Genomic DNA, 26150 nt, shown 5'->3' with positions numbered 1-26150 from the left:
GGCGATTGAGGACGAGGCGCGGAGCGCCGGTTCGGGGGTGAGCCACGAGGGGCTGAGGGGGCCGGGCTGTTGCTCGGCTGGATTGTGGAGCGCCGGTCGGCGGTGGGTGCGGCCCACCCGGGCCGGACGCGGGGCGGGGGAAAACGGGGCTGGACGTTGCCTTTCGGGGCAACGCCCGCTTGGCTGGCCGCCATGACGTACGACGACGCGAACACGCCCGACGAAGCGTACGAATCCGACCGCCCGGGCCGGCTCCTGCGCACGGAGCGGGACGCCCTCATCCCCCTCCTCCGCTCCACCGCCGACGAGGCGTTCGCGGCCCCCACCTGCTGCCCCGGCTGGTCGGTCCGCGACGTCCTCGCGCACTGCTCGGCCGCCCTGAGCCGAGTGATCGAGAGCCGCTTCGAGGAAGGGGTGTTCACCGCGGAGGGCAACGACAGGGACATCGCGGAACGCGCGCACTGGCCCACCTCCCGCATCGTGGACGAGCTGGAGCACGGCATGACGAACGCGGGCGCCGCCATCGCCGCGTCGAAGGGCCTGTTCGACGGCGTGGCGCTCGGCGAGTGGGTGCACGCGGGCGACGTACGGGACGCGTGGGGCCTGCCGGGCGCGTACGGCGGCGACGGCCTCGTCGACGCGCTGCCGCTGCTCACCGCGTTCAGCAAACAGTCCTCGGCCCCACCCCTGCACGCGGACGTCGACGGCTTCGACGAGCCGCTGATCCTGGGCGTGACGGACGGCAGCCGCCCGCCGGCCCGGTACATCGGGGACGCCCCGACGCTGGTACGGCTGTACGCGGGCCGCCCCCTGTCCGACTCGAAGTTCGAGCTGGCGGGGGCGACGCAGGAGGAGCTGAGCATCTTCAGCTGAGGCCCGACAGGCCCGACCGGCCCGACAGGGCCAGCAGATCCGGTAGGGCCGGGAAGCCCGGCGGCGGGGCGCCTCAATGACCGTGGGGCGCCTCCGTCCCGCCCTCCGCCTCGTGCGGCCCCCCGCCCGCCCGCACCGTGAACGCCGCCGTCCGCACCACGCCCTCGTGCCGGAAGTCCAGGAAGAGGCGGTAGGACCCCGCGCTCGGCGCCGTCGCGGTGAAGGACACCCCGGGCCCGGGCTTCGTGGTGCCGTCGCCCGGTTCGCCGTTCGGGTGGACGTGGAGGTAGGCGAGGTCACCGGCGCGCAGGGCGACGAGGTGACCGTAGGCGCCGAGGTAGGGCTGGAGGTCGGTGACCGGCTTGCCGTCGCGGGTGACGCGGAGGGTGACCTCCCGGGGCTTGCCAGGGGTCAGCCCGCCGGTCAGCCGCACCTCGTACCCGTCGGGCGCCTTGGCCGTCGCGGTCACGGGCGGCAGCTTCCCGGGGGCGTACGGCCCGGTCACGGCCAGGTCCGTGCCGAGGGTGACCTTGGCGTCGGCGCCCCGGGGCGTGAAGTCCGCGAATACGCGGTAGTCCCCGGCCTTCGGCAGCGTCGCGGGGACCGACCAGGTGCCGTCGGCGGCGCGCGCGGGGTGCAGATGGCGGTATGTCGTCAGGTCCCGTGAGGCGAGGATCAGGTGCAGCTCCTTGCCGTGGTCCTTCTTGTACGTCTTCAGGGGCGCCCCCGAGGACTCCTTCAGGACGCTGAAGCGCAGCTCGGTGCGCTCGCCCGCCTTTGCGCGCGGCGTCCTGAGGTCGAGGGCGTACCCCTGCGCGGAGACCTGAAGACCGGCCGGTGCGGCGGCCTTCTTCGCGGCGCCCTGCTCGGCGTGCCCGCCGCCGTGGTCCTTCTTCTCGCTGTGCGCCACCGGCTTGCTCACGGTGTCGACGTTCGTGCCCACGGCGTACGCGGCGCCGAACGCCGCCGCGACCGCTGTGGCGTACGCGGTGATCCGCAGTCCTGTATTCATGAGGACGACGATACCCCCTGGGGGTATCAAGTCAAGCCCGATCCGCCCTCGGGATCTTCTTGCGTTCGGATACCCCCCAGGGGTATACATGGACTCGTAAGGCGATACCGACCCGGGGTACCCGGCACGAGGAGTAGCTGGCATGTCCACCACTGAGACGGCGCGGACCGCGCAGACAGAGCTCGCCATCGGCGGCATGACCTGCGCCTCCTGCGCCGCCCGCATCGAGAAGAAGCTGAACCGCATGGACGGTGTCGAGGCGACCGTCAACTACGCCACCGAGAAGGCCAAGGTCACCTACAACGGCGACGACATCGCCGTGGCCGACCTGATCGCCACCGTCGAGGCCACGGGCTACACCGCCAAGGAGCCCGCCCCACCGGCCACGGAGCCCGGCGGGGGAGCGGCGGGCGGGGCGGACGGCGAAGACGCCGACGCCGCCGACGCCGCCGCGCTGCGGCCCCTGCGGGAGCGGCTGATCACCGCCGTCGTGCTCTCCGTGCCCGTGATCGCGATGGCGATGGTCCCGGCGCTCCAGTTCGAGTACTGGCAGTGGCTGTCCCTGACGCTCGCGGCGCCCGTCGTCACGTACGCCGCCTGGCCCTTCCACAAGGCCGCGGTCACCAACGCCCGGCACGGCGCGGCCACCATGGACACGCTGATATCGGTCGGTACGTCGGCGGCGTTCCTGTGGTCGCTGTGGGCCCTGTTCCTCGGCTCGGCCGGGACGCCCGGCATGACGCACGCCTTCGAGCTGACCATCGAGCGCAGCGACGGCGCCGCGAACATCTACCTGGAGGCGGCGGCCGGGGTCACCGCGTTCATCCTCGCCGGGCGGTACTTCGAGGCCCGCTCGAAGCGGAAGGCGGGCGCCGCCCTCAAGGCGCTGCTCGAACTGGGCGCCAAGGACGTCACCGTGGTGCGCGACGGGCGGGAAGAGACCGTGCCGGTGGGCGAGTTGAAGGCCGGTGACCACTTCCTCGTCCGGCCCGGCGAGAAGATCGCCACCGACGGGCGCGTCGTCGAGGGCTCGTCCGCCGTCGACGCCTCCATGCTCACCGGCGAGTCCGTGCCCGTGGAGGTCGCCCCCGGCGACGCCGTCACCGGCGCCACCCTGAACGTCGGCGGCCGTCTCGTCGTCGAGGCCACCCGCGTCGGCGCCGACACCCAGCTCGCCCGGATGGCGCGGCTCGTCGAGGACGCGCAGAACGGCAAGGCCGCCGCCCAGCGGCTCGCCGACCGCATCTCGGGCGTCTTCGTGCCCGTCGTCATCGCGCTCGCCGTCGCCACGCTCGGCTTCTGGCTCGGCAACGGCGCGGGGCTCACCGCCGCGTTCACGGCCGCCGTCGCCGTACTGATCATCGCCTGCCCGTGCGCCCTGGGCCTCGCCACGCCGACCGCGCTCATGGTCGGCACCGGGCGCGGCGCCCAGCTCGGCATCCTGATCAAGGGCCCGGAGGTCCTGGAGTCCACCCGGCGCGTCGACACGATCGTCCTGGACAAGACCGGCACGGTCACCACGGGCCGGATGACGCTGCTCGCCGCGCACGTGGCCGAGGGCACGGACGAGGACGAAGTCCTGCGGCTCGCGGGCGCGTTGGAGCACGCATCGGAGCACCCGATCGCCCAGGCCGTCGCGGCGGGCGCCACCGAGCGGGTCGGTGAGCTGCCGACGCCGGAGGACTTCGCCAACGTCCCCGGGCTCGGCGTGCAGGGGATCGTCGAGGGGCACGCCGTCCTGGTCGGCCGTGAGCAGCTGCTCGCCGAGTGGGCCATGGAGCTGCCGGAGGGCCTGAAGCGGGCCAAGGACGAGGCCGAGCAGGCCGGGCGCACGGCCATCGCGGTCGCCTGGGACGGCGAGGCGCGGGCCGTCCTCGAAGTCGCCGACGCCGTCAAGGACACCAGCCCGGAGGCCATCCGCAGGCTGCGTGACCTCGGCCTCACGCCGATCCTGCTCACCGGCGACAACACCGCCGTCGCGCGGTCCGTCGCCGCCGAGGTCGGCATCGCGCCGGAGCACGTCATCGCCGAGGTGCTTCCGCAGGACAAGGTCGACGTGGTCAAGCGGCTCCAGGGCGAGGGGCGTTCGGTCGCCATGGTCGGCGACGGCGTCAACGACGCGGCGGCGCTCGCGCAGGCCGACCTCGGGCTCGCCATGGGCACGGGCACGGACGCGGCCATCGAGGCGGGCGACCTCACCCTCGTCCGCGGCGACCTGCGGGCCGCGGCCGACGCCATCCGGCTCTCGCGCCGCACCCTCGGCACCATCAAGTCCAACCTGTTCTGGGCCTTCGCCTACAACGTCGGCGCGCTGCCGCTGGCCGCGGCGGGGCTCCTGAACCCGATGATCGCGGGTGCCGCCATGGCCTTCTCGTCGGTCTTCGTGGTCGGCAACAGCCTGCGGCTGCGCGGGTTCAAGCCCCTGAGCTGACACTGCTGTGGCCTGATCAACTCGGTACGTGGCCTGATCACCCCGGTGCCATTCGATTCGCGCCGGGGTGATCTGCGCGTACCCTGGTAATTGGACTAGACCTGTGTTTCTGTAGTCGGCGCTCCGCACGACGTCAGCCCACAGCCGGCCCCGACTCCAGAAGGAAGACATCCATGAGCAAGCGCGCGCTCCTGGAGGTGATCGCCCTCGACGCCGAGGACGCGGTCGCCGCCCAGGCCGGAGGTGCGGACCGCCTAGAGCTGGTCACCGACATGGCCGCGGACGGGCTCACGCCGTCCGTCGCGACCTTCACGGAGATCCGCTCCTGCGTCGACATCGCGCTGCGCGTCATGCTGCGGCTCGCCGACGGGTTCGCCGCCGGGGACGTGGACGCGCTGGCGCGGCGGGCGCGGGAGTTGCGGGACGCCGGGGCCGACGAGTTCGTCATCGGGTTCCTCGACGAGGCGGGCGGGGCGGACGTCGCCGCCGTCGACGCGGTCGTGGAGGTCCTCGACGGGTGCCGGTGGACGTTCCACCGGGCCATCGACCGGGCCGCCGACCGGGACGCCCTGCGCAAGCAGCTCGCCGACCTGCCCGGGCTCGACACCTACCTCACCGCGGGTGCCGCCGCCGGGGTCGACGAGGGCCTGCCCACCCTCCTCGCCGAGGCCGCGCGCTCCGGGGAGCCGGGGTACGAGCCCCGCATCCTCGTCGGCGGCGGCCTCCGCCTCGACCACGTCCCGCAGCTCCGGTCGGCCGGGCTCGACGCCTTCCACATCGGCGGGGCGGCCCGGCCCCACGGGTGGGACGCGCCGGTCTCCGCGGACGCGGTCGCCGTGTGGCGGCGCACCCTGGACGCCGTCTGACCCAGGCCCCGGCTCCGCCGTCCGACCTAGGCCCCGGCCTCCTCCGCCAACACCCCCGGCAGCGGCGTCGAATGCAGCACCGTCAGGCCCGACACCGCTCGCGTCAGTGCCACGTACAGGCGGCGCAGGCCCGTGCGTTCGTCGGGTTCGGCGGCGACCACCGCCGCGGGCTCGTCCAGGACCACGTAGTCGTACTCGAGGCCCTTGGCCAGGGACGCGGGGACGAGGGTGAGGCGGGTGTCGGGGGTGGTCTCCTCGCCCGGGGCCAGGTAGGTGACGCCGGCCGCGGTGAGCGCCGCCGCGAGGGCGGGGACGCGGTGGTCGGCGGCGATCAGGCCGATGGAGCCCTCCTGGCGGAGCGAATCGGCGCAGGCGGCGAGGGCGGCCGCGTCGGGGTCGTCGACGTGGCGCACGGACAGGGAGCCGGGTGACTCGCGGACCGAGCTGACCTCCGCGAGGCCGGGCGCGATGGCGGGAAGCAGCCGCGAGGCGTACGCGATCACCTCGCGCGGCACGCGGAAACCGGCCGTCAGCTCCTCCACCACGGCGTCGGACTTGCCCAGATGCGCCAGCGCCTCGTCCCAACTCGGCGTCGCCCACGGCGTGGTGCCCTGCGCGAGGTCGCCGAGCACGGTCACGGACCCGGTGGTGCAGCGCCGCCCGACGGCGCGGTACTGCATGGGGGACAGGTCCTGCGCCTCGTCGAGGACGACATGGCCGAGCGAGTGCGTACGGGCCACCAGGTCCGCCGCCTCGTCGATCAGGACCGCGTCCGCCGCCGACCACTTGGCGCTCTTCGGCGTGCGCGGCGGCTTCGCCCACAGCACCGCCTTCTGTTCCGCCTCCGAGAGCAGCCCCTGTGCGTGCTCCGCCAGGAACTCCGCGTCGCCGAGCAGCCGCAGCACGAGCCGCGCCGGATCGACCTGCGGCCACACCGCCTTGACGGCCGCCTTCACCGCCGCGTTGCGCGCCACCGCGTCCTGCACCCGGTCGTCAGGGGCCTCCCCGGACCGCTCCATCTGCACGAGCACGGCGTGCGCGACGCGCTGCGGCAGGGCCTCGCGCGCGGCCCCGTACCGCATGTCGCGCGCCAGCAACTCCCCTACGATCTCCTCGAATTCGTACACCGGCACCCGCCACCGCCGCGACCCGCGCACCACCACGATCGCCTCCCGCGGCATCGTGACGTGCGACCGCAGCGCCCGCCGCAGCACCTCCGCCATCCGTGCGTCGCCCTTCACCAGGGCGGCGTCCGGCTCGTCCGTGCCGCGCACCTCGACGTGCGCGACGAGGTCGGCGACCGTCGCCTGACGCACCTCCAACTCGCCGAGCGCGGGCAGGACTTGCTCGATGTAGTGCAGGAAGGAGCGGTTCGGCCCGATGACCAGGGTGCCGGTGCGGGCGAGCCGCTCCCGGTGGGCGTACAGGAGGTAGGCGACCCGGTGCAGGCCGACCGCCGTCTTCCCGGTGCCGGGCCCGCCCTGCACGCACACGGACCCGCCGAGGCCGCCGCGCACGATCTCGTCCTGCTCCGGCTGGATCGTCGCGACGATGTCCCGCATCGGGCCGACGCGCGGCCGCTCGATCTCCTCCTGGAGCAGCTTGCTGACCTGCTCGGCCTCGGTGGCGTCCGTCAGATGCTCGTCCTCGTACGCCGTGAGGTCACCGCCGGTGTAACCGAACCGGCGGCGCAGGCCGACGTCCAGCGGGTCCTTCTTCGACGCGCGGTAGAACGGCTGCGAGACGGGCGCCCGCCAGTCGATGACCATCGGGTCGCCGTCGGCGTCGTGCACGTGCCGCCGCCCGATGTAGAACTGCTCCCCGTCCCCTCCCTCGGCCTGATCGGCCCCGGGCGCGTGCAGGAAGTCCAGCCTGCCGAAGAACAGCGGCGTGTGCGACAGGTCGGCCAGGGCCTTGATGCGCTCGTCGATCTGGCCCTGGAGGACCTGGGCGTTCACCCAGTTCGTCGTCACGTCCCGGATGTCCAGGGACTCCGCGTCCTCGCGCATGGCGCGCAGCGCGGCACGGGAGGCGGTCAGATGCGCCTGTTCGCGGGCAAGGGGGTCTGAGGGCGCGGCGTTCACGGGGTGGCCTCCGGCGGCGGGTGCGGGGTGTGCTCGGTGCGTGGCTCAGGGCCGCCGGTTTCCGGCCGGGCGGCGGCGCTCCACTGGGCGGGAGGCGGGAAGGGGAAATCCTAGTTACGGGGGTGGGGCGGGCCAAACGGTTTTTCCGCGGGGTACGGGTCAGGGGCCGGGGGGCGGTAGGCGTCGGGTGCGGCAAACCCTGACGCACCCCCGAGAAAACCCTGAGGGCCGTGGTCCCCGCGTGTCCCTCCCGAGGTGTACGGGCAGACCCCCGCTGGTCCTACCGGCGGAGGCCGCCCACGGGCCCCGAGTCCTACCGGCGGACGCCGACGTTTACCCCCGCAGGCCGATGTGCGCGCGGCCCCCGGAACCGACCATGGACACATGAGCAGCGCAACCTTCACCCCCGCGTCCCTGTCCGCCCCGAAGCTCCCCGGCCCCCGCTCCGCCCCCGGCGCGACGGCCCTCTCCGACACCCACCGCCCGCACCGTATCGGCGCCACCCTGCGCGCCGCGAAGGTCTTCGTCACGGCCGCGTTCGGCGTGACCGTGCTCGGGGAGTACGCGGAGGAGGCGGGCGTCCGCCGCCGCTGACCGCCCTCCCCGGCCCCCGGCCGCCGACCTCCGCCCCGGCTGCGTACGCGCAGGCCGCCCTCCGCGCGTCATCCCGTGCGCGTGCAGCGCCACGCCGACGTCGGCCCGACACCGGCGCCGCACCGGCTTCGCGGCCCCCCCCGCGCCCGCTGTTCGCCACGCTCCTCGTGCCCCTGCTCCGAAGCCCCCCGGCCTCTCCCGCGCCGAGGGGCTTTCTCGCGTCCCCGTGTCCCGCGGGATGCCTCCGGTGTTCCATGTGTCGCCGCTGGTCTCCCCGCATCGCGCACTCGCGCTAAACGTCCGTTGAGGAGATCGCCGTTGTTGCGGCGCATCCGCCGTCCGATCGTGGAGAGGCGGCGCGGACGGGCCCTCTGTCCACGGGAGTTCCCGGTGGCGCCGCGGTCCCCTCAGCCTCCGGCCGCCCATCGGGCCGGACCGACGCAAGGAGGAGTGCGCTGTGCCTCTCGCCCTGGTAGCGCTCGCGATCGGTGCCTTCGGTATCGGCCTGACCGAATTCGTCATCGTCGGACTCACCTCCGACATCTCCGCCGACCTGGGGGTCTCCATCCCCGCCGTGGGCCTGCTGGTCTCCGGGTACGCGATCAGCGTCGCCGTCGGGGCGCCGCTGTTGACCGCCGCGGGCAACAGGATCCCCCGCAAGGCGATGCTGACCGGCCTGATGGCGATCTTCATCGTCGGCAATCTCATCTCCGCGCTCGCGCCGAGCTACGGCATCCTGATGGCCGGCCGGGTGGTGGCCGCGCTCACCCACGGCGCGTTCTTCGGCATCGGTTCGGTCGTCGCCGCAGGCCTCGTCGCACCGGAGAAGAAGGCGTCCGCGGTGGCGCTGATGTTCGCCGGGCTCACCGGAGCCCATGTGGCCGGGGTCCCGCTGGGCACCGCGCTGGGCCAGCACTTCGGCTGGCGCTCGACCTTCTGGGCCGTGACCCTCATCGGCATCGTCGGACTGCTCGGCATACTGACCCTGCTCCCCGAGCAGCCCAAGGAGGAGACCGGCGGGCTGCGCGAGGAGCTGAAGGTCTTCGCCCGCGGGCAGGTCTGGATCGCGCTGGCGATCACCGCGCTGGGCTTCGGCGCCGTCTTCGGCACCGTCACCTACATCGAGAAGATGATGACCGACGTCGCCGGGTTCTCCGAGGGCGCCGTGCCCTGGTTGCTCGTCCTGCTCGGGGTCGGCCTGTTCATCGGCAACCTGGTCGGCGGCAAGTGGGCCGACCGCAGGCCGATGCCCACGCTGTACGCCTCGCTGGCCGGCATCGCCGTGGTGCTCGCCCTCTTCACGCTCACCGTGCGCTCCCCGATCCCGGCCGCCGGCACCCTCGTGGCCTTCGGCGCCGTGGGCTTCATGCTCGTCCCGCCGATCCAGATGCGGGTGATGGACAAGGCACGGGGCGGTGCCGCGCTCGCCTCCGCCGCCAACATCGGTGCCTTCAACATCGGCAACGCGCTCGCCGCCTGGCTCGGCGGACTCGCCATCGACGCGGGTGCCGGATACGCCGCGCCCAACTGGATCGGCGCCCTCCTGGCCGTCGGCGCCCTCCTCCTGGCGCTGCTGTCCGGCGCCCTGGACCGCCGCACCAAGAAGGCCCGCACCGCCGAGCCGACGGTGCGGCCGCGGGCCCACCGCACGGCCCGGGACGCCGTCGAGGAGACCCCGGCCCACAAGCTCGTCGCCTGAGCCCGGCCGAGCGCGCCACACCGACGGCGTCCGGGCCGCATCCGGCCGGTCGCCGCCCGGCACCACCCGGCCCGTCGGCACGCCGCCGCCCCGCCCCCTCGGGCCTGTCCGAGGGGGCGGCGCGGCGGCGTCAGTAGCGGGCAGGGCCGCCGTTGGCGACGACGGCGGCCCGCGCGGCCTGGGCGAAGGCCCGGGTGCGTGCGGTGGCCCCCTGCGTGCGCCACACCACCGCGACCTCGCTCAACGGCAGGTCGGGGCACGGGACGAACGCGATGTCGGGCCGCCCGTAGTACCGCGCGACGGATGCGACGAGCGGCGAGATGCCCCGCCCCCCGGCGATGAGCGCGAGCAGCTCCTGGAACGTCGCGACGTCCTGGCCGCGTGGAATGGGCCTGCCGCTCGGCGTCTCGCGCGGGACGTGGAAGTCCCACCAGTAGGCCGGGGCGGGTCCGGTGACGCCGAACACGGTGTCGCGGGCGAGGTCTTCGAACGAGAGCGACGCGCGGCGCGCGAACGGATGCCCGGCCGGTACGGCGATCACCCTCGGCTCGGAGATCACGCTCACGCCGACGGTGAGGTCCGGCTCGTCCACCGGCAGCCGCGTGATCAGCACGTCGACGTCGCCCGAGCGCAGCGGCCCCAGCGGATCCGCGAAGTGCGTCTCGCGCATCCGCACCTCGCAGCCGGGGTGCTCGGCACCGAACAGGTCCATGATGGCCGGGCCGAGCTGCCCCGCGCCCGATCCGAGGAACCCCACCCGCAGCACGCCCTCGACGCCACGCGCGGCCGCCATCGCCCGCTCGACGACCTCCTCCAGGCGGCTGCGCACCGGCTCCAGATCGTCCCGTAACTGCTCCCCGAGCGGGGTCAGCACGACGCGGCGGCTGGTCCGCGCGAACAGCGGCGCACCGATCCGGCGCTCCAGCTTCTTGATCGTCTGGCTGACCCGGCCGGGAGAGAGCCCCAACCGCTCGGCGGCATGTCCGAAGTGCAACTCCTCGGCCAGGACCAGGAAACCATCGATCTCGTGCCGCTCCAGCATGCGCCGCCTCCCGTCAGGGGAACACCCGGCCTCCGATTGTTCCGCACGGCGGCGCACGCTTCGGGCGCTTCTGTTGGCAACAGTGAACTGTCGCCCGCTGCTTGCCTACTCCTCCGCGAGCACCGAATCCGCGTCCAGGATCCGGTACGCGTACCCCTGCTCCGCCAGGAACCGCTGCCGATGCGCGGCGAAGTCCTGGTCGATGGTGTCCCGGGCGACGACGGAGTAGAAGCGGGCCTCGTGCCCGTCCGCCTTGGGCCGAAGCACCCGCCCGAGCCGCTGTGCCTCCTCCTGCCGGGACCCGAAGGTCCCCGACACCTGGATGGCGACGGTCGCTTCCGGAAGGTCGATCGAGAAGTTCGCGACCTTCGAGACGACGAGCACGGAGATCTCGCCCTGCCGGAAGGCGTCGAAGAGCTTCTCGCGCTGGGCGTTGGTGGTCTCGCCCTTGATGACGGGCGCGTCCAGATGCTCACCCAGCTCGTCGAGCTGGTCGATGTACTGCCCGATGACGAGCGTCTGCTGCCCCTGGTGCTTGCGCACCAGCGCCTCGGTGACCTTCCGCTTGGTCGCGGTGGTCGCACAGAACCGGTACTTCTCCTCGGCCTCGGCGGTGGCGTACGCGAGCCGCTCGCTGTCCGTGAGGTTGACGCGCACCTCGACGCAGTCGGCGGGAGCGATGTAGCCCTGCGCCTCGATCTCCTTCCAGGGCGCGTCGAACCGCTTGGGCCCGATGAGCGAGAAGACATCCGACTCGCGCCCGTCCTCGCGGACGAGGGTCGCGGTCAGGCCGAGCCGCCGCCGGGCTTGGAGGTCGGCGGTGAACTTGAAGACGGGCGCGGGCAGCAGGTGCACCTCGTCGTAGACGATGAGTCCCCAGTCCCGGGAGTCGAAGAGCTCCAGATGCGGATAGACCCCCTTCCGCCGGGTCGTCAGCACCTGATACGTGGCGATCGTGACGGGCCGGATCTCCTTCTTCGTCCCGCTGTACTCCCCGATCTCGTCCTCGGTCAGCGATGTCCGCTTGACCAGCTCGTGCTTCCACTGCCGGGCGGAGACGGTGTTCGTGACGAGGATGAGGGTCGTGGCCTTGGCCTCGGCCATGGCACCGGCCCCGACGAGCGTCTTGCCGGCGCCGCAGGGCAGCACGACGACGCCGCTGCCGCCGTGCCAGAAGCCCTCGACGGCCTGGCGCTGGTAGGGGCGCAGCGCCCAGCCGTCCTCGCGCAGGTCGATCTTGTGGGCCTCGCCGTCGACGTACCCGGCGAGGTCCTCGGCGGGCCAGCCCAGCTTGAGGAGGGTCTGCTTGATCTGGCCGCGCTCGGAGGGGTGCACGGCGACGGTGTCGGGGTCGATCCGCGCCCCGACGAGCGGCTGCACCTTCTTCGACCGCAGGATCTCTTCAAGAACCGGCCGGTCGGTGGAGGTCAGAACCAGCCCGTGCACGGGGTGCTTGCTCAGCGTCAGGCGCCCGTACCGCGCCATGGTCTCGGCCACGTCCACGAGCAGGGCGTGCGGCACGGGATACCGCGAGAACTCGACGAGGGCGTCCACGACCTGCTCGGCGTCGTGCCCGGCGGCCCGCGCGTTCCACAGGCCGAGCGGAGTGACGCGGTACGTGTGCATGTGCTCCGGCGCGCGCTCCAGCTCCGCGAACGGGGCGATCGCGCGGCGGCAGGCGTCGGCCTGGTCGTGGTCGACCTCGAGAAGCAGAGTCTTGTCCGACTGGACGATGAGCGGTCCGTTCACCGGGGGGTGCCCTTTCGCTAGGCCAAACATCCAGTGTGCCGCATCGCCGCGCGGACGGCGGCGGCCCGCTGCGGCACCTGAGTACGAACACGCAGCCGCAGGTCCTCCGCCTGAGTACCCGCACGGTGCCGCGCCCCCGCCCGAGCGGCTTGGCTGGCCCCATGACCAGCAACCCCACCCCGCCCGACCGCCCCCAGTGGTACGCACCCCCGGCCCCCCGGAGCCCACAGCGCACCCTCGCGCTGACGGTGACGCTGACCGCTGCCCTGCTGACCGCGGCGGTCCTCCTGGCGGAGCCGATCCTTCAGGCGCTGGGCGTCGTGGTGTTCCTGGTGCTGCTGCTCACGGGGAACGCGTCGTCCTGACGCACTGGCCCCGCCTCAGTCGTCCGCCAGTTCCGCGACCCCCGTGACCCGGTGCAGGGGATAGGTGCGGACCTCGTCGGCCGTGTGGTCGTAGGCCGTGACGAAGCCGCCCTCGACGCGGACGGGGGCGATGACGCGCTGGCTGGCGGCGCCCTCGGCGTTGACGTAGCCGATCCAGAGGGTCTCGCCGGTGAGGACGGCGGCCTGCATGGTGGCGAGGGTCTCGGCGGGGGTGGTGCGGGGGAGTTCGCCGGTGCTGGGGGTGCCAGGGGTAGCGGTCTTGCGGGGGGCCGTGGAGGCCAGGTCGCCGGCGCGGATGGCGCGTACGGCGGCGTCGATGAGGGTGGTGTCGGGCAGCGGCGGGCCGTCGGGGACCGGCTCCGGCGGGGTGCGCGGCGGGGTGCGGTGGCTGTGCGCGCGGGTGATGAGGACGTCGCCCTCGGCGCTCTCGGCGGACGGGGCGAAGCCGAGGGAGCGCAGCCCTTCGAGGAGCGCGGCCGGGTCGGCCTGGGTGGCGAGGACGGTCGGGGCGAGGCGGCGCAGGCGCAGGCCCTGGGCGCGCTTGTCGGCGAGGATCTCGTTGAGGACGCCCTCGTCGTCGCAGCGCACGTACGCCGACGCGGCGCCGATGCGCAGGTGGCCGTGTTTCCGAGCGACGTCGTCGATCAGGTACGCCAGCGGCTGGGGGACCGGCGTACGGGAGTGCGCGGCGAGAAAGGCGTGCAGGTCGGACGCGCTCTGCCCGGCGTCGAGCGCCCGCCGCACGGAACCCGGCGTGAACCGGTACACGGTCGCCCCGCCCTTCGACTCCACGTCGGCGAGCACGGTGAGCGCGTCGGCCAGCGGCCGCCGCAACGGCCCCGGCGCGACAGCGGTGAGGTCGGCCTGGAGGAGCACGTGGTCGAGGGGTTCGGGGAGGAGGGGGGCGAGGAGCCGCGCGGCTTCCGCCTCGCGGGCTCTCGCCCCTGCTTGTGGTCCGGGGTGACCGCCATCGGCCCCCGCGCCGCCCTGCGGTCCGGGGTGAACGGGTGGGTGGGAGGGCTGGTGCGGGCCTGCGGCCAGCAGGGCGCGGGCGTGGGACGCGAGCGCGCCTCGCCCCGTCACGCCGAGGAGTTCCGCCTCGGTCAGGGTCCAGGTGGCCAGGCGCGACCGCAGGTCGGACGCGCCGACGCCGGGCGGTCGTTCCCAGCGGAGGCGGGACAGGAGGGACTCGGGGGCGGGTGCGGAGCCCTCGGGGAGCTCGGTGAGGAGGGTCAGGACGCGGTGGCGCACCTCGGGCGCGGCGGAGCGGTCCAGGCCGGGGCCGAGCGCGGACAGGGTCCGGTCCTTGGAGTCGCGGCCGCCGACCAGGCCCGCCGTGCGGGTCGCGGCGAGCCACGCCGCGGCGAGGCCAGCCCACCGCTCGGCGGCGGGCAGCTCCTGCCACGTGTCGTACGCGGGCGTCGCGGCGTACCGCTCGTCGGCCTCGCCGTCCGCCGCGAGGAGCCCGGCGGCGTACGCGAGTTCCACCCAGAACGCGGCCTGCGGCTCCGGCACGTCGAGGGCCACCGCGGTCCGCTTCAGGTCGCGCACGCTCAGGCCGCCCGCCCGCAGCACCGCGGGCCCGCCCTCGTCCCAGTCCTTGAGGAGCTCCTCGACGGTCGCCAGCGCCATGTGCGCCTGGCCCGCCGCGGTCGCGTCCACAACCTGTGGACGGTGCTCGCGCGCGGCCTCCACGGGCGGGGCGGTCGCCTCCAGTACGCGGTGGGCGCGCCCCCCGCGCAGATGCAGGGCCGCCTCCCGGGGCAGTACCACCGTGCCCGGCGCCGTCGGCAGGAGCAGCCCCCGGTCGATCAGCCAGCGCAGGTGCGCCGCCGGTTCGGCGGTGACCTGGCCGTACGGCGGCCCCCACACGAGCCGTGACAGGACCTCCACGGACTCGGCGGGCGCCTCGTCCAGGAGCGCCGCCATCCGCGTACGGTCGGTGAACAGCGCCGTCAGCGCCCCCACGGCCGACACCGCGTCGTGCGTCGCGGCAAGCCCCGCCGCCGCGACCAGGCTCTGCACCCGCCCCGGCGACATCCCCGCCATCGCCTCCGCGACGGTCGGCCCGAGCCCCGTGGGGGACGGGCGCTGCGGGGTCGGCGCGAGCAGTTCGCGGGCGGTGCGGACCAGGCGGAGCCGGTCGTCGCCGCCCCAGACCAGGGCCTGCCCGCGCAGGGTGGCGAGCGCGCGGTCGAGGGCGTCCCGGACGTTGGCCGTGTCGGTCGCTTCGGTCGCTTCGGTCGCTTCGGTCGCTTCGGTCGCTTCGGTTGGGTCGGTGGCGTCGGCCCGACCGCCGTGGGCCCCGTCGTCCCCCGCGAGCAGCCCCAGCAGCTCCGCATACGTCGCCGGCTCCCGCGCCACCGCCAGCGCCTCCGCGACCTGCTGTGCGAACCGGTCGAGCCGTTCGAGCGCGCGCACGACGGACGCCCGCGTGCCCGCGCGCGTCGCGAGCTGCGTGAGGTCGTTCGGGACCGGCGTCAGGAGGTCCGGCCGGGTCCGCAACAACGCGACCATGGCCGCGTCGTCGCTCGCCCGGAGGGCTTCCGCCAGGGAACGGGGGGCGTCCGGGGTGCTCATCCTCGCCACGGTAGCGGGTCGCCCGCCGGGCCGGGCCGGGGCGGGCGCCCGCGGGACACCGCGCGGGGGCGGGTGACAGGTGCGGCGGCGGGTGCGGCGGAGGGCGCCGGTCCAGTCGCCCACGCCATCGCGTCAGGCGAGCCGGGCCCGCCGCGTCAGGCGAGCCGGGCCCGCCGCCTCAGGTCTGCCGGGCCCGCCCCGCCGGCCCCGCCGCGTCAGGCGAGCCCCACCCCCCTCGTCAGGCGTTCTGCGCCCGGTCGTACACCTTCTTCGCCAGGCTCCCGAACACCTCGCCGTACATCTTGGTCGGCTCCAGGGAGTCGAGCGCGCTGTTGACCGAGATCAGGGTGCCCCGGCCGGTGCTCGCGTCGAAGTCGGCGAACCAGGGGCCGCCGCTGGAGCCGCCGGACATGTCGCAGGGGATGACCTGCGTGCCGTGCTCCTTCTTCGCCGTGCCGACGCAGCGCAGCAGGGACTCGCCGCGCTGCGGGCGGGTCGCGGAGTAGCCGAGGGCGGAGACGGTGCCGCCGACGGGGCGGTCGAAGGCGACGGCACGGGCGCCCACGACGTCGGTGAGCTTCTTGCCGTTCTTGTCGGGGGCGACGACCAGCGTGGCCATGTCGTCGGTGGAATCGGTCTCCCAGGCGCGCGGGGTGATGGCCTGGCGGACCGGGAACACGCCGTGGGGCGCCTTGCCCTTGTGGTAGCCGGGTACGAACACCATGTCGATGTTGGTGTTGACGGGGGAGGAGCCCCGCCGCACGCAGTGGGCGGCCGTCATCACGGCGGAGCGGTTGGCGCTCTTCACGGCGGTGGCCGTGCACCAGGTGTCGGCGCCGCCGGAGTTGACGAAGAACAGGCGGCCCACGGTCTTCAGCTTGGGGCCCTGCCACGGCTTGGCCTTCGGTCCTGACGGGCCGAGGTCCACGGATCTGCCGACGGCCTTCATCCGGGCGGGCGTCCAGTACGCGAGGGCGTCCTTGCGCTCCGCCGCGTTGAACTTCAGCGCGGAGGTCGGGTCGGCGGCGGCCTCCGCCTGACCGGCCGATGCGGTCGCCACGACGGGCGCGGCGACGGCCAGGGCCGCACCGGCCACGGCGAGTCCCAGGGCGCGGCCACGAAGGCGCCGGAACAGGGAACGGGGTGCGGTCATGGCGGGGGTCTCCTCGACGTGGGCAACGAGCAGCGGACAACGGACAGAAGCAGCGGACAACGGACAGAAGGTGTCGGGCTGCTCTACAAGAACGGGAAACACGTGTGTTCGGTTGGCGCTGTCGACGTTCTGTGACAGAAGGGGACCGCCGGGGCGCCGCCGCCACCTCGGGGGCAGGGGCGCCGGAGGCCGCGGATCACGGTAACGTCGAGGTCGGGCCACAACACCGCAGCCCCGGAGGGAACTTCGTGGGGATCGAGAGCGACCAGCTCGTCTTCGACTACCTGAGCCGCGTCGGCGACGTGGCCCAGCAGCGCCAACTGCCGTCCGGCACCCGGATGCGGCTCGTCTCCGGGCTGCGCGGCGAGATCGACCGCCGCCGCGCGGGCGCCGCCGACAGCCCCGCCGCGATCCGCCGCATCCTGGACGGCCTCGGCACCCCCGACGAACTGGTCGAGGCGGCGGCCGACCACCCCGACGACATCAGCGCCGCCATCCCCGAACAGCGCGCGGAACCCCAGACGAGCCGCCTGCGCCGCGTCGTCCCCCGGCCCCGCCTGCGCCCGTCGGCCACGGACCGCCCCGCGGCCACGGAGAACCCCGCACGGCCCGCGCCCGAACCCCCGGCAGGCGAACGCCCGCCCCGCCCGGCCCGCCCCGCGAAGGACCGCCCCGCGAAGGACCGCCCCGCGAAGGACCGCTCGGCGAAAGACCGTTCGGCGAAGGACCACCCGGGGACGAGCCGCCCCACCCGCCCCGCCAGGCGCCGCCCCGCCGCCCCGCCGCCCACCCCGCGCCCCGAGCCCCGCCCCGCGCCCCCGCACCTCGCGGGCACCGACGAACTGGGCTCCACCGGCGCCGACTTGGAGCCGGACTGGTGGCGCGTCGACAGCTCGCCCGCGGCGGGCAGGGACACCGTGCACGGCTTCGTCGGCGGGGTGGAGATCCCCGAGATGCTGAAGCGGCCCTCGGTGAGCATGGCGAAGCGGGGGCCCGGCGCGACGGAGGCCGAGGACGCCGAGGACGAGTACGACGACGAAGAGGTCTACGAGGGCGAGGCGGAGGACGACGAGGAGGCGGACGAGGCCGTCGAGGCCGCCCCGCGCAGCCGGTTGCGGCGGCTGCTCGCACCCCCGGCGAAGGCCGCCCCCGAGGAGGACGCCGCCGAGGAGGACGAGCCCGCCCCGGTGGCGAAGGGCGCGAACGCCAAGGCGGGTCTCGCCCGGGCCCTCGCCAACCCCGTCCCGCTGCTCGCGGCCATCGCGCTCGTCGTGGGCGCCGTCATCGGCAACTGGTTCGCGCTGGCGGGCGGTTGGGTCGTCGCCTGGTTCTCGCGGAAGCTCAGCCCGGCCGAGCGGAAGGTCGGCGTGTTCGTCGTGCCGGGCCTCGCCATCGCGTCGGGCGTCGGCTGGCTGTGGGGCCGTTCGCAGGGCAAGTGGGGCGAGCCCATCGTCAAGGGGCACATGAACGAGGCGGTGGCCGACACCTGGCCGTGGGTGGTCCGCGGCGCGGCCGTCGCCTCCGCGCTCTTCCTGGTGTGGCGGGCGCAGCGGCGACGGCCCTCGGCGGACTAGGGCCTGTCCGGTGGTCGGCGCGGCGTCGCGGACCCACCGGACGGGCCCTGGGCCCACCGCCCGGTACGGGACCTACTTCGTCAGGTCGGCCTGCATCTCGTCCAGGATCTTCGCCGCGGCCGTGTACCCGATGCCCTGGATCCACAGCTCGTCGTCGACGACATGGACGTTGCCGGACTTCACGGCCTTCATGTTCTTCCACAGCCCGCTGCGCACGGTCCGGGTCTGCTTGGACTTCTCCGGATCGCCGTACGTGGACTGGAAGATGACGTCCGTGTCGGCCATGTCGATCTTCTCGGGGCTCAGGTCGTACGAGAACCCGTCCTTGGCCTTCTTCGCCAGCGGCGCCCGGCCGAGCCCGACGTCCTTGAGGAGGGTGGCGATGTACGTCTGCTCGCCGTACACGCGGATGTCCGCGCCCTCCACGAAGCGGACGACGTTGACCTCGGTCGCCCTGGCCTTGGCGGGGCCGCCGACGGCCGTCGTGACCTTCTTGGTGTGGGCGGTGTAGTCGGCGACGGTCTTCTTCGCCTCGGCCTTCCTGCCGAGCGCGTCGGCGTGGGTCTGGAAGTTCTCCTTCCAGGGGTGACCGGTGGTCTCCGTCATCACCGTCGGGGCGATCTTCTTGAGCTGGTCGTACTTCGCCCCGTGCCGGATCTTGGACGTGAGGATCAGGTCGGGCTTGAGCCCGGCGATGACCTCCATGTTGGGGTTCAGCATCTCCCCGACGTCCTTGATGCCCGCGACCTCGTCCTTCGGCAGATAGCTCGGGAACCCCTCGGCCGCCTCGACGTGCGTGGCGCCGACCGGCTTCACGCCGAGGGTGAGCGCGGAGTCCAGCTCGGCGGTGTCGAGCACGACGACCCGCTTCGGCTCGACCGGCACCTTCACGTCGCCCATGGCGGTCCTGACCGTGTGCGTCCTGCCCGAGGCCGACCCGGAGCCGCCGTCGGAGTCGTCCGAGTCGGACCCGCAGGCGGTGAGGACGAGGGCGCCGGACAGGGCGAGGGCGCCGGGGACGAGGGCGCTGCGGCGGGGGAAACCAGTCATGACGTGGGCCTTTCGTCGAGGGGTGGTTTCTTGTCCGGGGGAGCCGACGGCCCGGCGGGGGCCGCGGACTTCCCGGGGTCCTGCGGCTGCCAGGGCGCGCCAGGCACCACGAGCGGCGAGCCCGTCACCGGGTCGGGGACGACCACGCAGTCGAGCCCGAAGACCTCACCCACGAGGTCCTCGGTGACGACCTCCGCGGGCGTTCCGCGGGCGACCACCCGCCCCTCCTTCATGGCGACGAGGTGGTCGGCGTACCGGGCCGCCTGGTTCAGGTCGTGCAGCACGACCACGACCGTACGGCCCCGTTCGCCCGCCGGTGCGGGCGCGGCCAACTGGCGTACCAGATCGAGGACTTCGACCTGGTGGGAGATGTCCAGATAGGTCGTGGGCTCGTCCAGGAGCAGGATGTCCGTCTGCTGCGCGAGCGCCATCGCGATCCACACGCGCTGCCGCTGCCCGCCCGAGAGCTCGTCCACGGACCGCTCGGCGAGCGCCGCCACGTCGGTGCGCTCCATCGCCTCGGTCACCGCGGTCTCGTCGGCGTCGGACCACTGCTGCCACCAGCGCTGGTGCGGCTGGCGGCCGCGCGCCACCAGGTCGCCGACGGTGATCGCCTCGGGGGCGACGGGCGTCTGCGGGAGCAGCCCGACCTGCTGGGCGATGTGCCGTGTCGGCAGCTTCGCGAGGGCCTCGCCGTCGAGCAGCACCGAGCCGCCGCGGGGCTTCAGGAGCCGCCCGAGGGCCCGCAGCGTCGTGGACTTCCCGCAGGCGTTCGGGCCGACGATGACGGTGACCTTGCCGTCGGGGATCGCGAGGTCGAGGTCGTGCACGACGGTGCGGTCCTCGTACGCGAGGGTCAGCTCGCGGGCCGTGAGGCGGGCGGCCGCCGTGTCGGCGGGGGCGGGGGCGGTCACGCGGTGCCTCCATTGCGTACGGAACGACTGCGGATGATGAGCCAGATCAGGTACGGGGCCCCGACGGCCGCCGTCAGGACACCCACCGGCAGCTCCGTCGGCGCGAACAGCTTCCGGGCGAGCAGGTCCGCGAGTACGACGATCAGCGCGCCCAGGAGCGCCGAGCTGAGCAGCGGGATCTGGGCGGTGCGGGTGAGGCGGCGGGCGATCTGCGGGGCGAGCAGGGCCACGAAGTCGACCGGGCCGGCGGCGCCCGTCGCCACGGAGGCGAGCACCACGCCGAGCAGGACCAGGCCGAAGCGGACGCGGCCCAGGCGCACGCCCAGGGCCGTCGCCGTGTCGTCGTCCATCGCCGCGGTGCGCTGGGCTCGGGCCGCCCAGGCCACGAACGGGAGCAGCACGAGCAGGGTCAGGGCGAGCGGGTCGGCCTCCGGCCAGCCGCGGCCGTTCAGCGAACCCGTCATCCAGATCTGCGCCTGCTGCGCGACCAGGTAGTCGCCCTTCGTCATGAACAGCGTCGTCACCGAGCGCAGCGCGATGGCGAAGCCGATGCCGATGAGGACGAAGCGGGTGGCGTGCAGGCCGCCCCGCCAGGCGAACACGTACACGAGCAGCGCGGCGAGGATGCCGCCCGCCACCGACAGGTACGGCAGGACCGTGTACGACGTCACGCCGAACGTCATCGCCCCCACCGTCACCGCGCTCGCGCCCTGGCTGATGCCGATGATGTCCGGGCTGGCCAGGGGGTTGCGGGCGACCGTCTGGATGAGGGCGCCCGCGACGCCGAAGGCCGCGCCGACCAGGAGGCCGACCGTCATCCGTGGTTCGCGGAGGGTGCCGACGACCAGCTCGTCGGGGGAGGGGTGGCCGAAGACGACCTTCAGGACTTCCAGGGGTTGTACGAAGGTTTCGCCGATGCAGAGGTAGGCCAGGCAGGCGGCTGCGAGGGTCAGGCCGAGGGCCAGGGCGACGAGGGTGGAGCGGAGGTGAACCAGGAAGTTCGCTTGCCGGAAGCGGAGTACGGCATAGCCAGGGGGACGCACCCGTGACGGTTGCCCGGCACCGTGGGCACAGCGCTTGCGCATGTCGGTTCTCGTCACGCCGCCACCGCCTTCCTGCGGACCAGGGCCACCAGGAACGGGACGCCGATGAGAGCCGTCATGACGCCCGCCGGGACCTCGCTCGGGGGGAAGACGATGCGGCCGATCGTGTCGGAGACGAGGAGCATGACCGGACCCAGGAGTGCGGCGAGGGGGAGGACCCAGCGGTGGTCGCTGCCGATGATCGCGCGGGCGATGTGGGGGACGGCGAGGCCGATGAAGGCGATGGGTCCGGCGGCGGCGACGCCGACGGCGGTGAGGACGGTGGCGCCGAGGCCGCCGACGATGCGGACCGTCGCGACCTTCTGGCCGAGGCCCTTGGCCACGTCCTCGCCGAGGGCGAGGGCGTCGAGGCCGCGGGCGACGGACAGCACGAGGAGGAGCCCGACGAGGAGGAAGGGCCAGATCCGGGCGGCGATGTCGGCGTCGCGGCCGGACAGCGAGCCGACCTGCCAGAAGCGGAACTCGTCCAGGGCGGAGGCCTTGGTGGTGAGGACGGCGGTGGTGACGGAGACGAGGAGGGCGTTGATGGCGGCGCCGCCGAGGGCGAGTTTGACGGGGGTCGCGCCGCCGCGCCCGCTGCTGGCGATGGCGTACACGGCGACGGAGGCGATCGCGGCGCCCGCGAAGGCGTACCAGACGTAGCCGGTGAGGGTGTGCACGCCCGCGTAGGCGATGGCGAGGACGACGCCGACGGAGGCGCCCTGGCTGATGCCGAGGATGCCGGGGTCGGCGATGGGGTTGCGGGTGATGCCCTGCAGGGCGGTGCCGGCGACGGCGAGGGCGGCGCCGACCATCACGCCGATGACGGTGCGGGGCACCCGCAGCTCCCGGATCACTTCGGCGGCGTCGCTGTGGCCGCCGTGCAGCAGGGCGTCGAGGACGGCGGAGGGCGCGATCGCGCGGGCGCCGACGGCGAGGCTGAACAGGACCGCGAGCAGCAGGGCCACGACGGCCGCCGTCATCGCGACAGCCCGTCTGACGGACACACGCATCGGCTGGGGCTCGTTTCGCAGGGGTTCGTTACGCAGGGTGCGCAGAGGCTGGTAAGGCTTGGCTAAGTCTAAGCGGGGCCTGGGTCTCCGCCCGGGGTCCGCGGCCCTCGGCACAATGGCCCCATGACCTCACGGACTGACCGGACCACGGCCCCCTTCACCGTCGGCTTCGACCTCGACATGACCCTGATCGACTCCCGGCCCGGCATCCACGCCTGTTACCTGGAGCTTTCCGCGCGTACGGGGACGTACATCGACGCGGACCTGACGATCACCCGGCTCGGACCGCCTCTCGAGGAGGAGTTGAAGCACTGGTTTCCAGCCGATCGTGTCGCGGCCATGGCCACGCTCTACCGTGAGATGTATCCCACACACGCGATCACCCCGACGCCCGCGCTGCCCGGAGCCCGCGAGGCCGTCGACGCGGTGCGCGCCGCGGGCGGCCGGGCCCTGGTGGTGACCGCCAAGTTCGAGCCGAACGCGAAGCTCCACATGGAGCATCTGGCCATCGACGTGGACGCGGTCATAGGCGACCTGTGGGCGGAGCAGAAGGCGCAGGCGCTGACCGAGCACGGGGCGTCGGTGTACGTCGGCGACCACACCGGCGACGTACGCGGCGCGCGTACGGCGGGCGCGCTGTCCGTGGCGGTGGCGACCGGGCCGTGTGACGCAGCGGAACTGCGCGCGGCGGGCGCCGACGTCGTACTCGACGACCTGACCCGGTTCCCCGCCTGGCTGGCGGCCTACCGGGCGGACGGCTCCGTCGCCGACCTGGCCTGACGCCGCTGCACGGCGATACCGCGCAGCACGCCCGCGCCCGCGATGAGGAAGCCCACTCCCATCAGCATGCAGACCGCGTACGCGATGGGTGGGAATGTGTCGCCGCCGAGGAACAGCGGTGCCACCGTGACCAGTGTGGCCACGGCGCCGACGAAGAAAACGATCGCGCCAATCCGTACGAGGCCGTCGCCCGGTCCGGTGGAATTCGCTTGGGTTTTGTCACGCACCGGACCAGGGTAGTTCCCAGCGCGTAGGAAGAAACCGGGGACGTCTTGTCACCGGCCCGGGGACCCATAGTCTTGGTTCCGGCGGGTCGGGGCGACCCGCTGTACTGCTATCCAGAGCCGTTTACGCCCGGCGGGCCGGACCGACCCGTCCGCCGGAACGCGTCGCGGCACAGACGAGTACGACGACGAGTACGAGGACGAGGACTTCACGTGCCTACCGGCAAGGTCAAGTGGTTCAACAGCGAGAAGGGCTTTGGCTTTCTCTCCCGCGACGACGGCGGCGACGTCTTCGTGCATTCCTCCGTACTGCCCGACGGCGTCGACACCCTCAAGCCCGGCCAGCGCGTGGAATTCGGCGTGGTCGCCGGGCAGCGGGGGGATCAGGCTCTTTCGGTGACGCTGCTCGACCCGACGCCCTCCGTCGCCGCGGCGCAGCGGCGCAAGCCGGACGAACTGGCGTCCATCGTCCAGGATTTGACGACCCTGCTCGAAAACATCACGCCCATGCTGGAAAAGGGGCGCTACCCCGACAAGGCGTCCGGCGCGAAGATCGCGGGGCTGCTCCGGGCGGTGGCGGACCAGCTGGACGTCTAGTCGCCCCCAGGGGGCTCCGCCCCCGGCCCCCGTAATCGGCGCTCCGCGCCTCGTCCTCAATCGCCGGACGGGCTAGAACTTCGCCGGTGCGGGCCAGAACCGGGCCCGCACCGGCGAGATATATAGCCCCTCCGGCGTTTGAGGAGCGGGGTCTGGGGCGGAGCCCCAGTTACGGGAAGGGGCGGGATCGGGGAGCCCCCGGCAGGGCCCCACCCGTCACGGAAAGGCCAGCGCCCCCGGCCGAAGCGCGGGCACCAAGCCCTCGGCCGCAGCCCGCGTCAGGAGCCCACGCACGGCCGCGTACCCGTTCTCCCCCAGGTCGGCGGTGAATTCGTTGACGTAGAGACCGATGTGCTGATCGGCGACGGCGGGATCCATCTCCTGGGCATGCTCCCGGACATAGGCCCGAGACGCCTCAGGATCGTCCCAGGCCATCCGCACGGAAGTGCGGGCGGCATCGGCAAGCCCCCGAAGGACCTCCTCCCCGAGCGCCCGCCGAGCAATGATCGCCCCGAGCGGAATCGGCAGCCCCGTCACGCCCTCCCAGTGCTCGCCCATGTCCGCAAGCTTGTGCAACCCGTAGTCCTGATACGTGAACCGCGCCTCGTGGATGACGAGCCCCGCGTCCACCTTCCCGTCCCGCACCGCGGGCATGATCTGGTGGAAGGGCAGGACGACGATCTCCCCGACCCCGTCCGGCAGGACGTCCGCAGCCCAGAGCCGGAAGAGCAGATAGGCGGTCGACTTCTCACTCGGAACGGCGACGGTCTTCCCCGTGAGGTCGGCCCCGGCCTCCCGCGTGAGGACGAGCGGCCCGCACCCTCGCCCGAGCGCCCCGCCGCACGGCAGCAGCGCGTACTCGTCGAGGACGTAGGGCAGGACGGCGTACGAGACCTTCAGGACGTCGAACTCGGCGGAGCCGCGCTCGGCGATGCCGTTGGTGATGTCGATGTCGGCGAAGGTGACGTCGAGTTCGGGGGCGCCCGGCACCCGCCCGTGCGCCCACGCGTCGAAGACGAAGGTGTCGTTCGGGCAGGGCGAGTAGGCGATCTTCAGGGACCGGGGCGGGGCGTCAGTCATGCCTGTTCCAACTCTCCAGTACGGGCGCGTGCTTCCCGATCACGGGCGTGAACTTCCCGAACGCGCCGGTGAGCGCGGCCAGCGCGGCCCCGATCCGCCAGGCGTCGCGGTCGCGGGGGCCCACCGGGTTGGACACGGCGCGGACCTCCAGGACGGGGAGCCCGTACAGGGCGGCGGCCTCGGCGACCCCGAAGCCCTCCATGGCCTCGGCGAGGACACCGGGGTGGCGTGCGCGCAGCGCGTCGGCGCGGGCGGCGGAGCCGGTCACGGTGGAGACGGTCAGGACGGGTCCGGCCGCGGCGCCGATGGCGGCGGCCAGGGCGCTCACGAGCGCGGGCGGGGGCAAGTGGGTGACCCGGCCGAAGCCCAGGTCGGTGACGGGCAGGAACCCGTCGGGCGTCTCGGCGCCCAGGTCGGCGGCGGTGACGGCGTCGGCGACGACGAGGGAGCCGACGGGGGCGCCGGGCTGGAAGCCGCCGCCGATGCCGGCGGAGACCACCAGGTCGTACGGGGCGTCGGCCGCGGCGGCGAGGGCGAGGGCGCGGCCCGTGGCGGCGGCAGCGGCGGCGGGTCCGACGCCGGCGACGAGGAGGTCGACGACGGGGGCGGGGTCACCGCCGGGGAGGCCGGACGGGCCGGAGTCGCCGGACGGCTCGGAGTCACTGGACGGCCCGGTGGGGCCGGATGACGCGGACAGGCCGGACGCCACCGCGTCCCGCTCGGCGGGTACCGCGGTGGCGATCAGGACGCGCGGGCCCGGGGGCCGGGTCCGTGGTGCGGTCCCGGTCAGGCGTCCGAGTCCTTCTTGAACTTGAACGACCACAGACCGGTGGCCTTGGCGCCACCCTCGGCCTTGCCGCCCTCAAGGAGGCTGACCGTGGTCGAGTTGCCGCTGCCGCCGTACTGCTGGTTGAAGAACACGCTGCCCGGGATGACGACGTACGTCTTCTTGCTGGCCTCGGTCAGCGGGCGGCCGTTCATCAGGAGCGTCCAGCCCTTGTCGGCGATCTCCGGGTCGACGCCGAAGCGGACCTTCTCGTCGGGGTCGACGGTGATGGACTTGACGTCCTTCTTGTCCTTCAGGCAGTCCTGCACCTCGGACTCCGTCAGTTCCTTGCCGTCGTTGTAGCAGGACGCCTCGGAGTGCACGGAGTCGCTGCCGACCGTCACGGTGGCCAGGGGCGTCGGCTTGTCACAGGCCGACAGGACGAGAAGTCCGGCGGAGGCGGCGCCGAGAGCGGCGACGGTACGGCGGCGACGCGCCGAGCGGGGTACCAGGATGGTCATGGCGGAAGGCTATCGGGCGCCGGGGTGACGCCTGCGAGGTGGGTGCGGCGTGCCGCCGGGTGGCGCGGCTCGGGCCGACC

The 26150-nt window shown here is 73.5% G+C and carries 23 protein-coding genes; 9 read left to right on the top strand and 14 right to left on the bottom strand.

Going from position 1 to position 26150, the window contains the following annotated elements:
* Positions 1 to 192: 192 nt before the first annotated feature.
* Positions 193 to 873 (top strand): maleylpyruvate isomerase family mycothiol-dependent enzyme, encoded by a 681-nt coding sequence (locus tag AB6L24_RS22535; protein WP_405657749.1) that lies wholly within the window; start codon positions 193 to 195, stop codon positions 871 to 873.
* 73 nt (positions 874 to 946) lie between these two features.
* Here AB6L24_RS22535 and AB6L24_RS22530 read toward each other — a convergent pair whose 3' ends face one another.
* Positions 947 to 1885, bottom strand: a complete 939-nt coding sequence (locus AB6L24_RS22530) for a hypothetical protein (RefSeq protein ID WP_405657747.1) — start codon at positions 1883 to 1885, stop codon at positions 947 to 949.
* Positions 1886 to 2027: 142 nt separating this feature from the next.
* On the opposite strand from AB6L24_RS22530, the gene AB6L24_RS22525 reads away from it, so the two are divergent.
* Both AB6L24_RS22525 and AB6L24_RS22520 read left to right on the top strand, forming a co-directional pair.
* A complete protein-coding gene (locus AB6L24_RS22525) occupies positions 2028 to 4316 on the top strand; it encodes a heavy metal translocating P-type ATPase (protein ID WP_405657745.1) in 2289 nt (762 codons plus the stop codon).
* 173 nt (positions 4317 to 4489) lie between these two features.
* Complete coding sequence (locus AB6L24_RS22520; protein ID WP_380846299.1) at positions 4490 to 5182, top strand: copper homeostasis protein CutC; 693 nt, start codon at positions 4490 to 4492, stop codon at positions 5180 to 5182.
* 26 nt (positions 5183 to 5208) lie between these two features.
* On the opposite strand, the gene AB6L24_RS22515 is transcribed toward AB6L24_RS22520, so the two are convergent.
* The gene (locus AB6L24_RS22515) at positions 5209 to 7266 is read right to left on the bottom strand and encodes a HelD family protein (protein ID WP_405657743.1); all 2058 of its coding nucleotides are present in this window, start codon (positions 7264 to 7266) and stop codon (positions 5209 to 5211) included.
* Between the two features lie 384 nt (positions 7267 to 7650).
* On the opposite strand from AB6L24_RS22515, the gene AB6L24_RS22510 reads away from it, so the two are divergent.
* Together AB6L24_RS22510 and AB6L24_RS22505 are read left to right on the top strand one after the other, a co-directional pair.
* A complete protein-coding gene (locus AB6L24_RS22510) occupies positions 7651 to 7860 on the top strand; it encodes a hypothetical protein (RefSeq protein WP_405657742.1) in 210 nt (69 codons plus the stop codon).
* A gap of 457 nt (positions 7861 to 8317) precedes the next feature.
* Positions 8318 to 9559 carry an MFS transporter gene (locus AB6L24_RS22505; RefSeq protein WP_405657740.1) on the top strand — a complete coding sequence of 414 codons (1242 nt, stop codon included), beginning with the start codon at positions 8318 to 8320 and terminating at the stop codon, positions 9557 to 9559.
* 130 nt (positions 9560 to 9689) lie between these two features.
* Here the strand turns inward: AB6L24_RS22505 and AB6L24_RS22500 are convergent, their stop codons facing one another.
* Both AB6L24_RS22500 and AB6L24_RS22495 read right to left on the bottom strand, forming a co-directional pair.
* Positions 9690 to 10601 carry a LysR family transcriptional regulator gene (locus AB6L24_RS22500; protein WP_380846290.1) on the bottom strand — a complete coding sequence of 304 codons (912 nt, stop codon included), beginning with the start codon at positions 10599 to 10601 and terminating at the stop codon, positions 9690 to 9692.
* A 105-nt stretch (positions 10602 to 10706) separates the two neighbouring features.
* Complete coding sequence (locus AB6L24_RS22495) at positions 10707 to 12350, bottom strand: DNA repair helicase XPB (protein WP_380846287.1); 1644 nt, start codon at positions 12348 to 12350, stop codon at positions 10707 to 10709.
* Between the two features lie 161 nt (positions 12351 to 12511).
* Between AB6L24_RS22495 and AB6L24_RS22490 the strand changes: the two genes are divergently transcribed.
* On the top strand, positions 12512 to 12715 hold the full coding sequence (locus AB6L24_RS22490; RefSeq protein WP_405657737.1) for a hypothetical protein: 204 nt from the start codon (positions 12512 to 12514) through the stop codon (positions 12713 to 12715).
* A 15-nt stretch (positions 12716 to 12730) separates the two neighbouring features.
* Here the strand turns inward: AB6L24_RS22490 and AB6L24_RS22485 are convergent, their stop codons facing one another.
* Entirely contained in the window at positions 12731 to 15316 is a 2586-nt protein-coding gene (locus AB6L24_RS22485) for a helicase-associated domain-containing protein (protein ID WP_405657735.1), read from the bottom strand.
* Between the two features lie 238 nt (positions 15317 to 15554).
* Positions 15555 to 16469 carry a trypsin-like serine peptidase gene (locus AB6L24_RS22480; protein WP_405657733.1) on the bottom strand — a complete coding sequence of 305 codons (915 nt, stop codon included), beginning with the start codon at positions 16467 to 16469 and terminating at the stop codon, positions 15555 to 15557.
* Between the two features lie 248 nt (positions 16470 to 16717).
* On the opposite strand from AB6L24_RS22480, the gene AB6L24_RS22475 reads away from it, so the two are divergent.
* Positions 16718 to 18043: a hypothetical protein gene (locus AB6L24_RS22475; RefSeq protein ID WP_405657731.1), complete on the top strand. Its 1326-nt coding sequence runs from the start codon at positions 16718 to 16720 to the stop codon at positions 18041 to 18043.
* A gap of 72 nt (positions 18044 to 18115) precedes the next feature.
* Here AB6L24_RS22475 and AB6L24_RS22470 read toward each other — a convergent pair whose 3' ends face one another.
* From AB6L24_RS22470 to AB6L24_RS22455, 4 genes are read right to left on the bottom strand one after another with little or no spacing between them, the layout of a single operon-like run.
* On the bottom strand, positions 18116 to 19093 hold the full coding sequence (locus AB6L24_RS22470; RefSeq protein WP_405657729.1) for an ABC transporter substrate-binding protein: 978 nt from the start codon (positions 19091 to 19093) through the stop codon (positions 18116 to 18118).
* Positions 19090 to 20007, bottom strand: coding sequence for an ABC transporter ATP-binding protein (locus AB6L24_RS22465; protein ID WP_405657727.1), 918 nt, complete (start codon positions 20005 to 20007; stop codon positions 19090 to 19092). Before AB6L24_RS22465 ends, AB6L24_RS22470 begins: the two co-directional genes overlap by 4 nt.
* Entirely contained in the window at positions 20004 to 21092 is a 1089-nt protein-coding gene (locus tag AB6L24_RS22460) for a FecCD family ABC transporter permease (protein ID WP_405663248.1), read from the bottom strand. Before AB6L24_RS22460 ends, AB6L24_RS22465 begins: the two co-directional genes overlap by 4 nt.
* 11 nt (positions 21093 to 21103) lie before the next feature.
* Entirely contained in the window at positions 21104 to 22102 is a 999-nt protein-coding gene (locus tag AB6L24_RS22455; RefSeq protein WP_405657725.1) for a FecCD family ABC transporter permease, read from the bottom strand.
* Positions 22103 to 22225: 123 nt separating this feature from the next.
* On the opposite strand from AB6L24_RS22455, the gene AB6L24_RS22450 reads away from it, so the two are divergent.
* On the top strand, positions 22226 to 22882 hold the full coding sequence (locus AB6L24_RS22450; protein ID WP_405657723.1) for an HAD family hydrolase: 657 nt from the start codon (positions 22226 to 22228) through the stop codon (positions 22880 to 22882).
* On the opposite strand, the gene AB6L24_RS22445 is transcribed toward AB6L24_RS22450, so the two are convergent.
* Positions 22846 to 23109: a hypothetical protein gene (locus AB6L24_RS22445; protein WP_380846252.1), complete on the bottom strand. Its 264-nt coding sequence runs from the start codon at positions 23107 to 23109 to the stop codon at positions 22846 to 22848. The two genes, AB6L24_RS22450 and AB6L24_RS22445, sit on opposite strands and share 37 nt — an antisense overlap.
* Before the next feature lie 210 nt (positions 23110 to 23319).
* Between AB6L24_RS22445 and AB6L24_RS22440 the strand changes: the two genes are divergently transcribed.
* Positions 23320 to 23703 carry a cold-shock protein gene (locus tag AB6L24_RS22440; protein ID WP_030363393.1) on the top strand — a complete coding sequence of 128 codons (384 nt, stop codon included), beginning with the start codon at positions 23320 to 23322 and terminating at the stop codon, positions 23701 to 23703.
* 216 nt (positions 23704 to 23919) lie between these two features.
* Here the strand turns inward: AB6L24_RS22440 and AB6L24_RS22435 are convergent, their stop codons facing one another.
* From AB6L24_RS22435 to AB6L24_RS22425, 3 genes are read right to left on the bottom strand one after another with little or no spacing between them, the layout of a single operon-like run.
* The gene (locus tag AB6L24_RS22435) at positions 23920 to 24783 is read right to left on the bottom strand and encodes a 1,4-dihydroxy-6-naphthoate synthase (RefSeq protein ID WP_380846249.1); all 864 of its coding nucleotides are present in this window, start codon (positions 24781 to 24783) and stop codon (positions 23920 to 23922) included.
* Entirely contained in the window at positions 24776 to 25606 is an 831-nt protein-coding gene (locus AB6L24_RS22430; RefSeq protein WP_405657720.1) for a futalosine hydrolase, read from the bottom strand. Before AB6L24_RS22430 ends, AB6L24_RS22435 begins: the two co-directional genes overlap by 8 nt.
* Complete coding sequence (locus tag AB6L24_RS22425; protein ID WP_030363390.1) at positions 25570 to 26070, bottom strand: hypothetical protein; 501 nt, start codon at positions 26068 to 26070, stop codon at positions 25570 to 25572. The genes AB6L24_RS22430 and AB6L24_RS22425 overlap by 37 nt, the downstream gene beginning before the upstream one ends.
* Positions 26071 to 26150 lie beyond the last annotated feature (80 nt).

Origin of the sequence: Streptomyces sp. RK9 (assembly GCF_045070545.1) — a bacterium.
GTDB lineage: Bacteria > Actinomycetota > Actinomycetes > Streptomycetales > Streptomycetaceae > Streptomyces > Streptomyces alboflavus.
The sequence above is the reverse complement of the archived record's forward strand: the minus strand, read 5'-3'. Positions and strand labels throughout refer to the sequence as shown.

What these genes read in the sequence shown, in the direction of transcription:
- AB6L24_RS22485 (WP_405657735.1), bottom strand. Translation starts at nt 15,316, where the DNA reads ATGAGCACCCCGGACGCCCCCCGTTCCCTGGCGGAAGCCCTCCGGGCG.
- AB6L24_RS22480 (WP_405657733.1), bottom strand. Translation starts at nt 16,469, where the DNA reads ATGACCGCACCCCGTTCCCTGTTCCGGCGCCTTCGTGGCCGCGCCCTG.
- AB6L24_RS22450 (WP_405657723.1), top strand. Translation starts at nt 22,226, where the DNA reads ATGACCTCACGGACTGACCGGACCACGGCCCCCTTCACCGTCGGCTTC.
- AB6L24_RS22520 (WP_380846299.1), top strand. Translation starts at nt 4,490, where the DNA reads ATGAGCAAGCGCGCGCTCCTGGAGGTGATCGCCCTCGACGCCGAGGAC.
- AB6L24_RS22525 (WP_405657745.1), top strand. Translation starts at nt 2,028, where the DNA reads ATGTCCACCACTGAGACGGCGCGGACCGCGCAGACAGAGCTCGCCATC.
- AB6L24_RS22510 (WP_405657742.1), top strand. Translation starts at nt 7,651, where the DNA reads ATGAGCAGCGCAACCTTCACCCCCGCGTCCCTGTCCGCCCCGAAGCTC.
- AB6L24_RS22500 (WP_380846290.1), bottom strand. Translation starts at nt 10,601, where the DNA reads ATGCTGGAGCGGCACGAGATCGATGGTTTCCTGGTCCTGGCCGAGGAG.
- AB6L24_RS22435 (WP_380846249.1), bottom strand. Translation starts at nt 24,783, where the DNA reads ATGACTGACGCCCCGCCCCGGTCCCTGAAGATCGCCTACTCGCCCTGC.
- AB6L24_RS22530 (WP_405657747.1), bottom strand. Translation starts at nt 1,885, where the DNA reads ATGAATACAGGACTGCGGATCACCGCGTACGCCACAGCGGTCGCGGCG.
- AB6L24_RS22470 (WP_405657729.1), bottom strand. Translation starts at nt 19,093, where the DNA reads ATGACTGGTTTCCCCCGCCGCAGCGCCCTCGTCCCCGGCGCCCTCGCC.
- AB6L24_RS22455 (WP_405657725.1), bottom strand. Translation starts at nt 22,102, where the DNA reads ATGCGTGTGTCCGTCAGACGGGCTGTCGCGATGACGGCGGCCGTCGTG.
- AB6L24_RS22535 (WP_405657749.1), top strand. Translation starts at nt 193, where the DNA reads ATGACGTACGACGACGCGAACACGCCCGACGAAGCGTACGAATCCGAC.
- AB6L24_RS22425 (WP_030363390.1), bottom strand. Translation starts at nt 26,070, where the DNA reads ATGACCATCCTGGTACCCCGCTCGGCGCGTCGCCGCCGTACCGTCGCC.
- AB6L24_RS22490 (WP_405657737.1), top strand. Translation starts at nt 12,512, where the DNA reads ATGACCAGCAACCCCACCCCGCCCGACCGCCCCCAGTGGTACGCACCC.
- AB6L24_RS22460 (WP_405663248.1), bottom strand. Translation starts at nt 21,092, where the DNA reads ATGCGCAAGCGCTGTGCCCACGGTGCCGGGCAACCGTCACGGGTGCGT.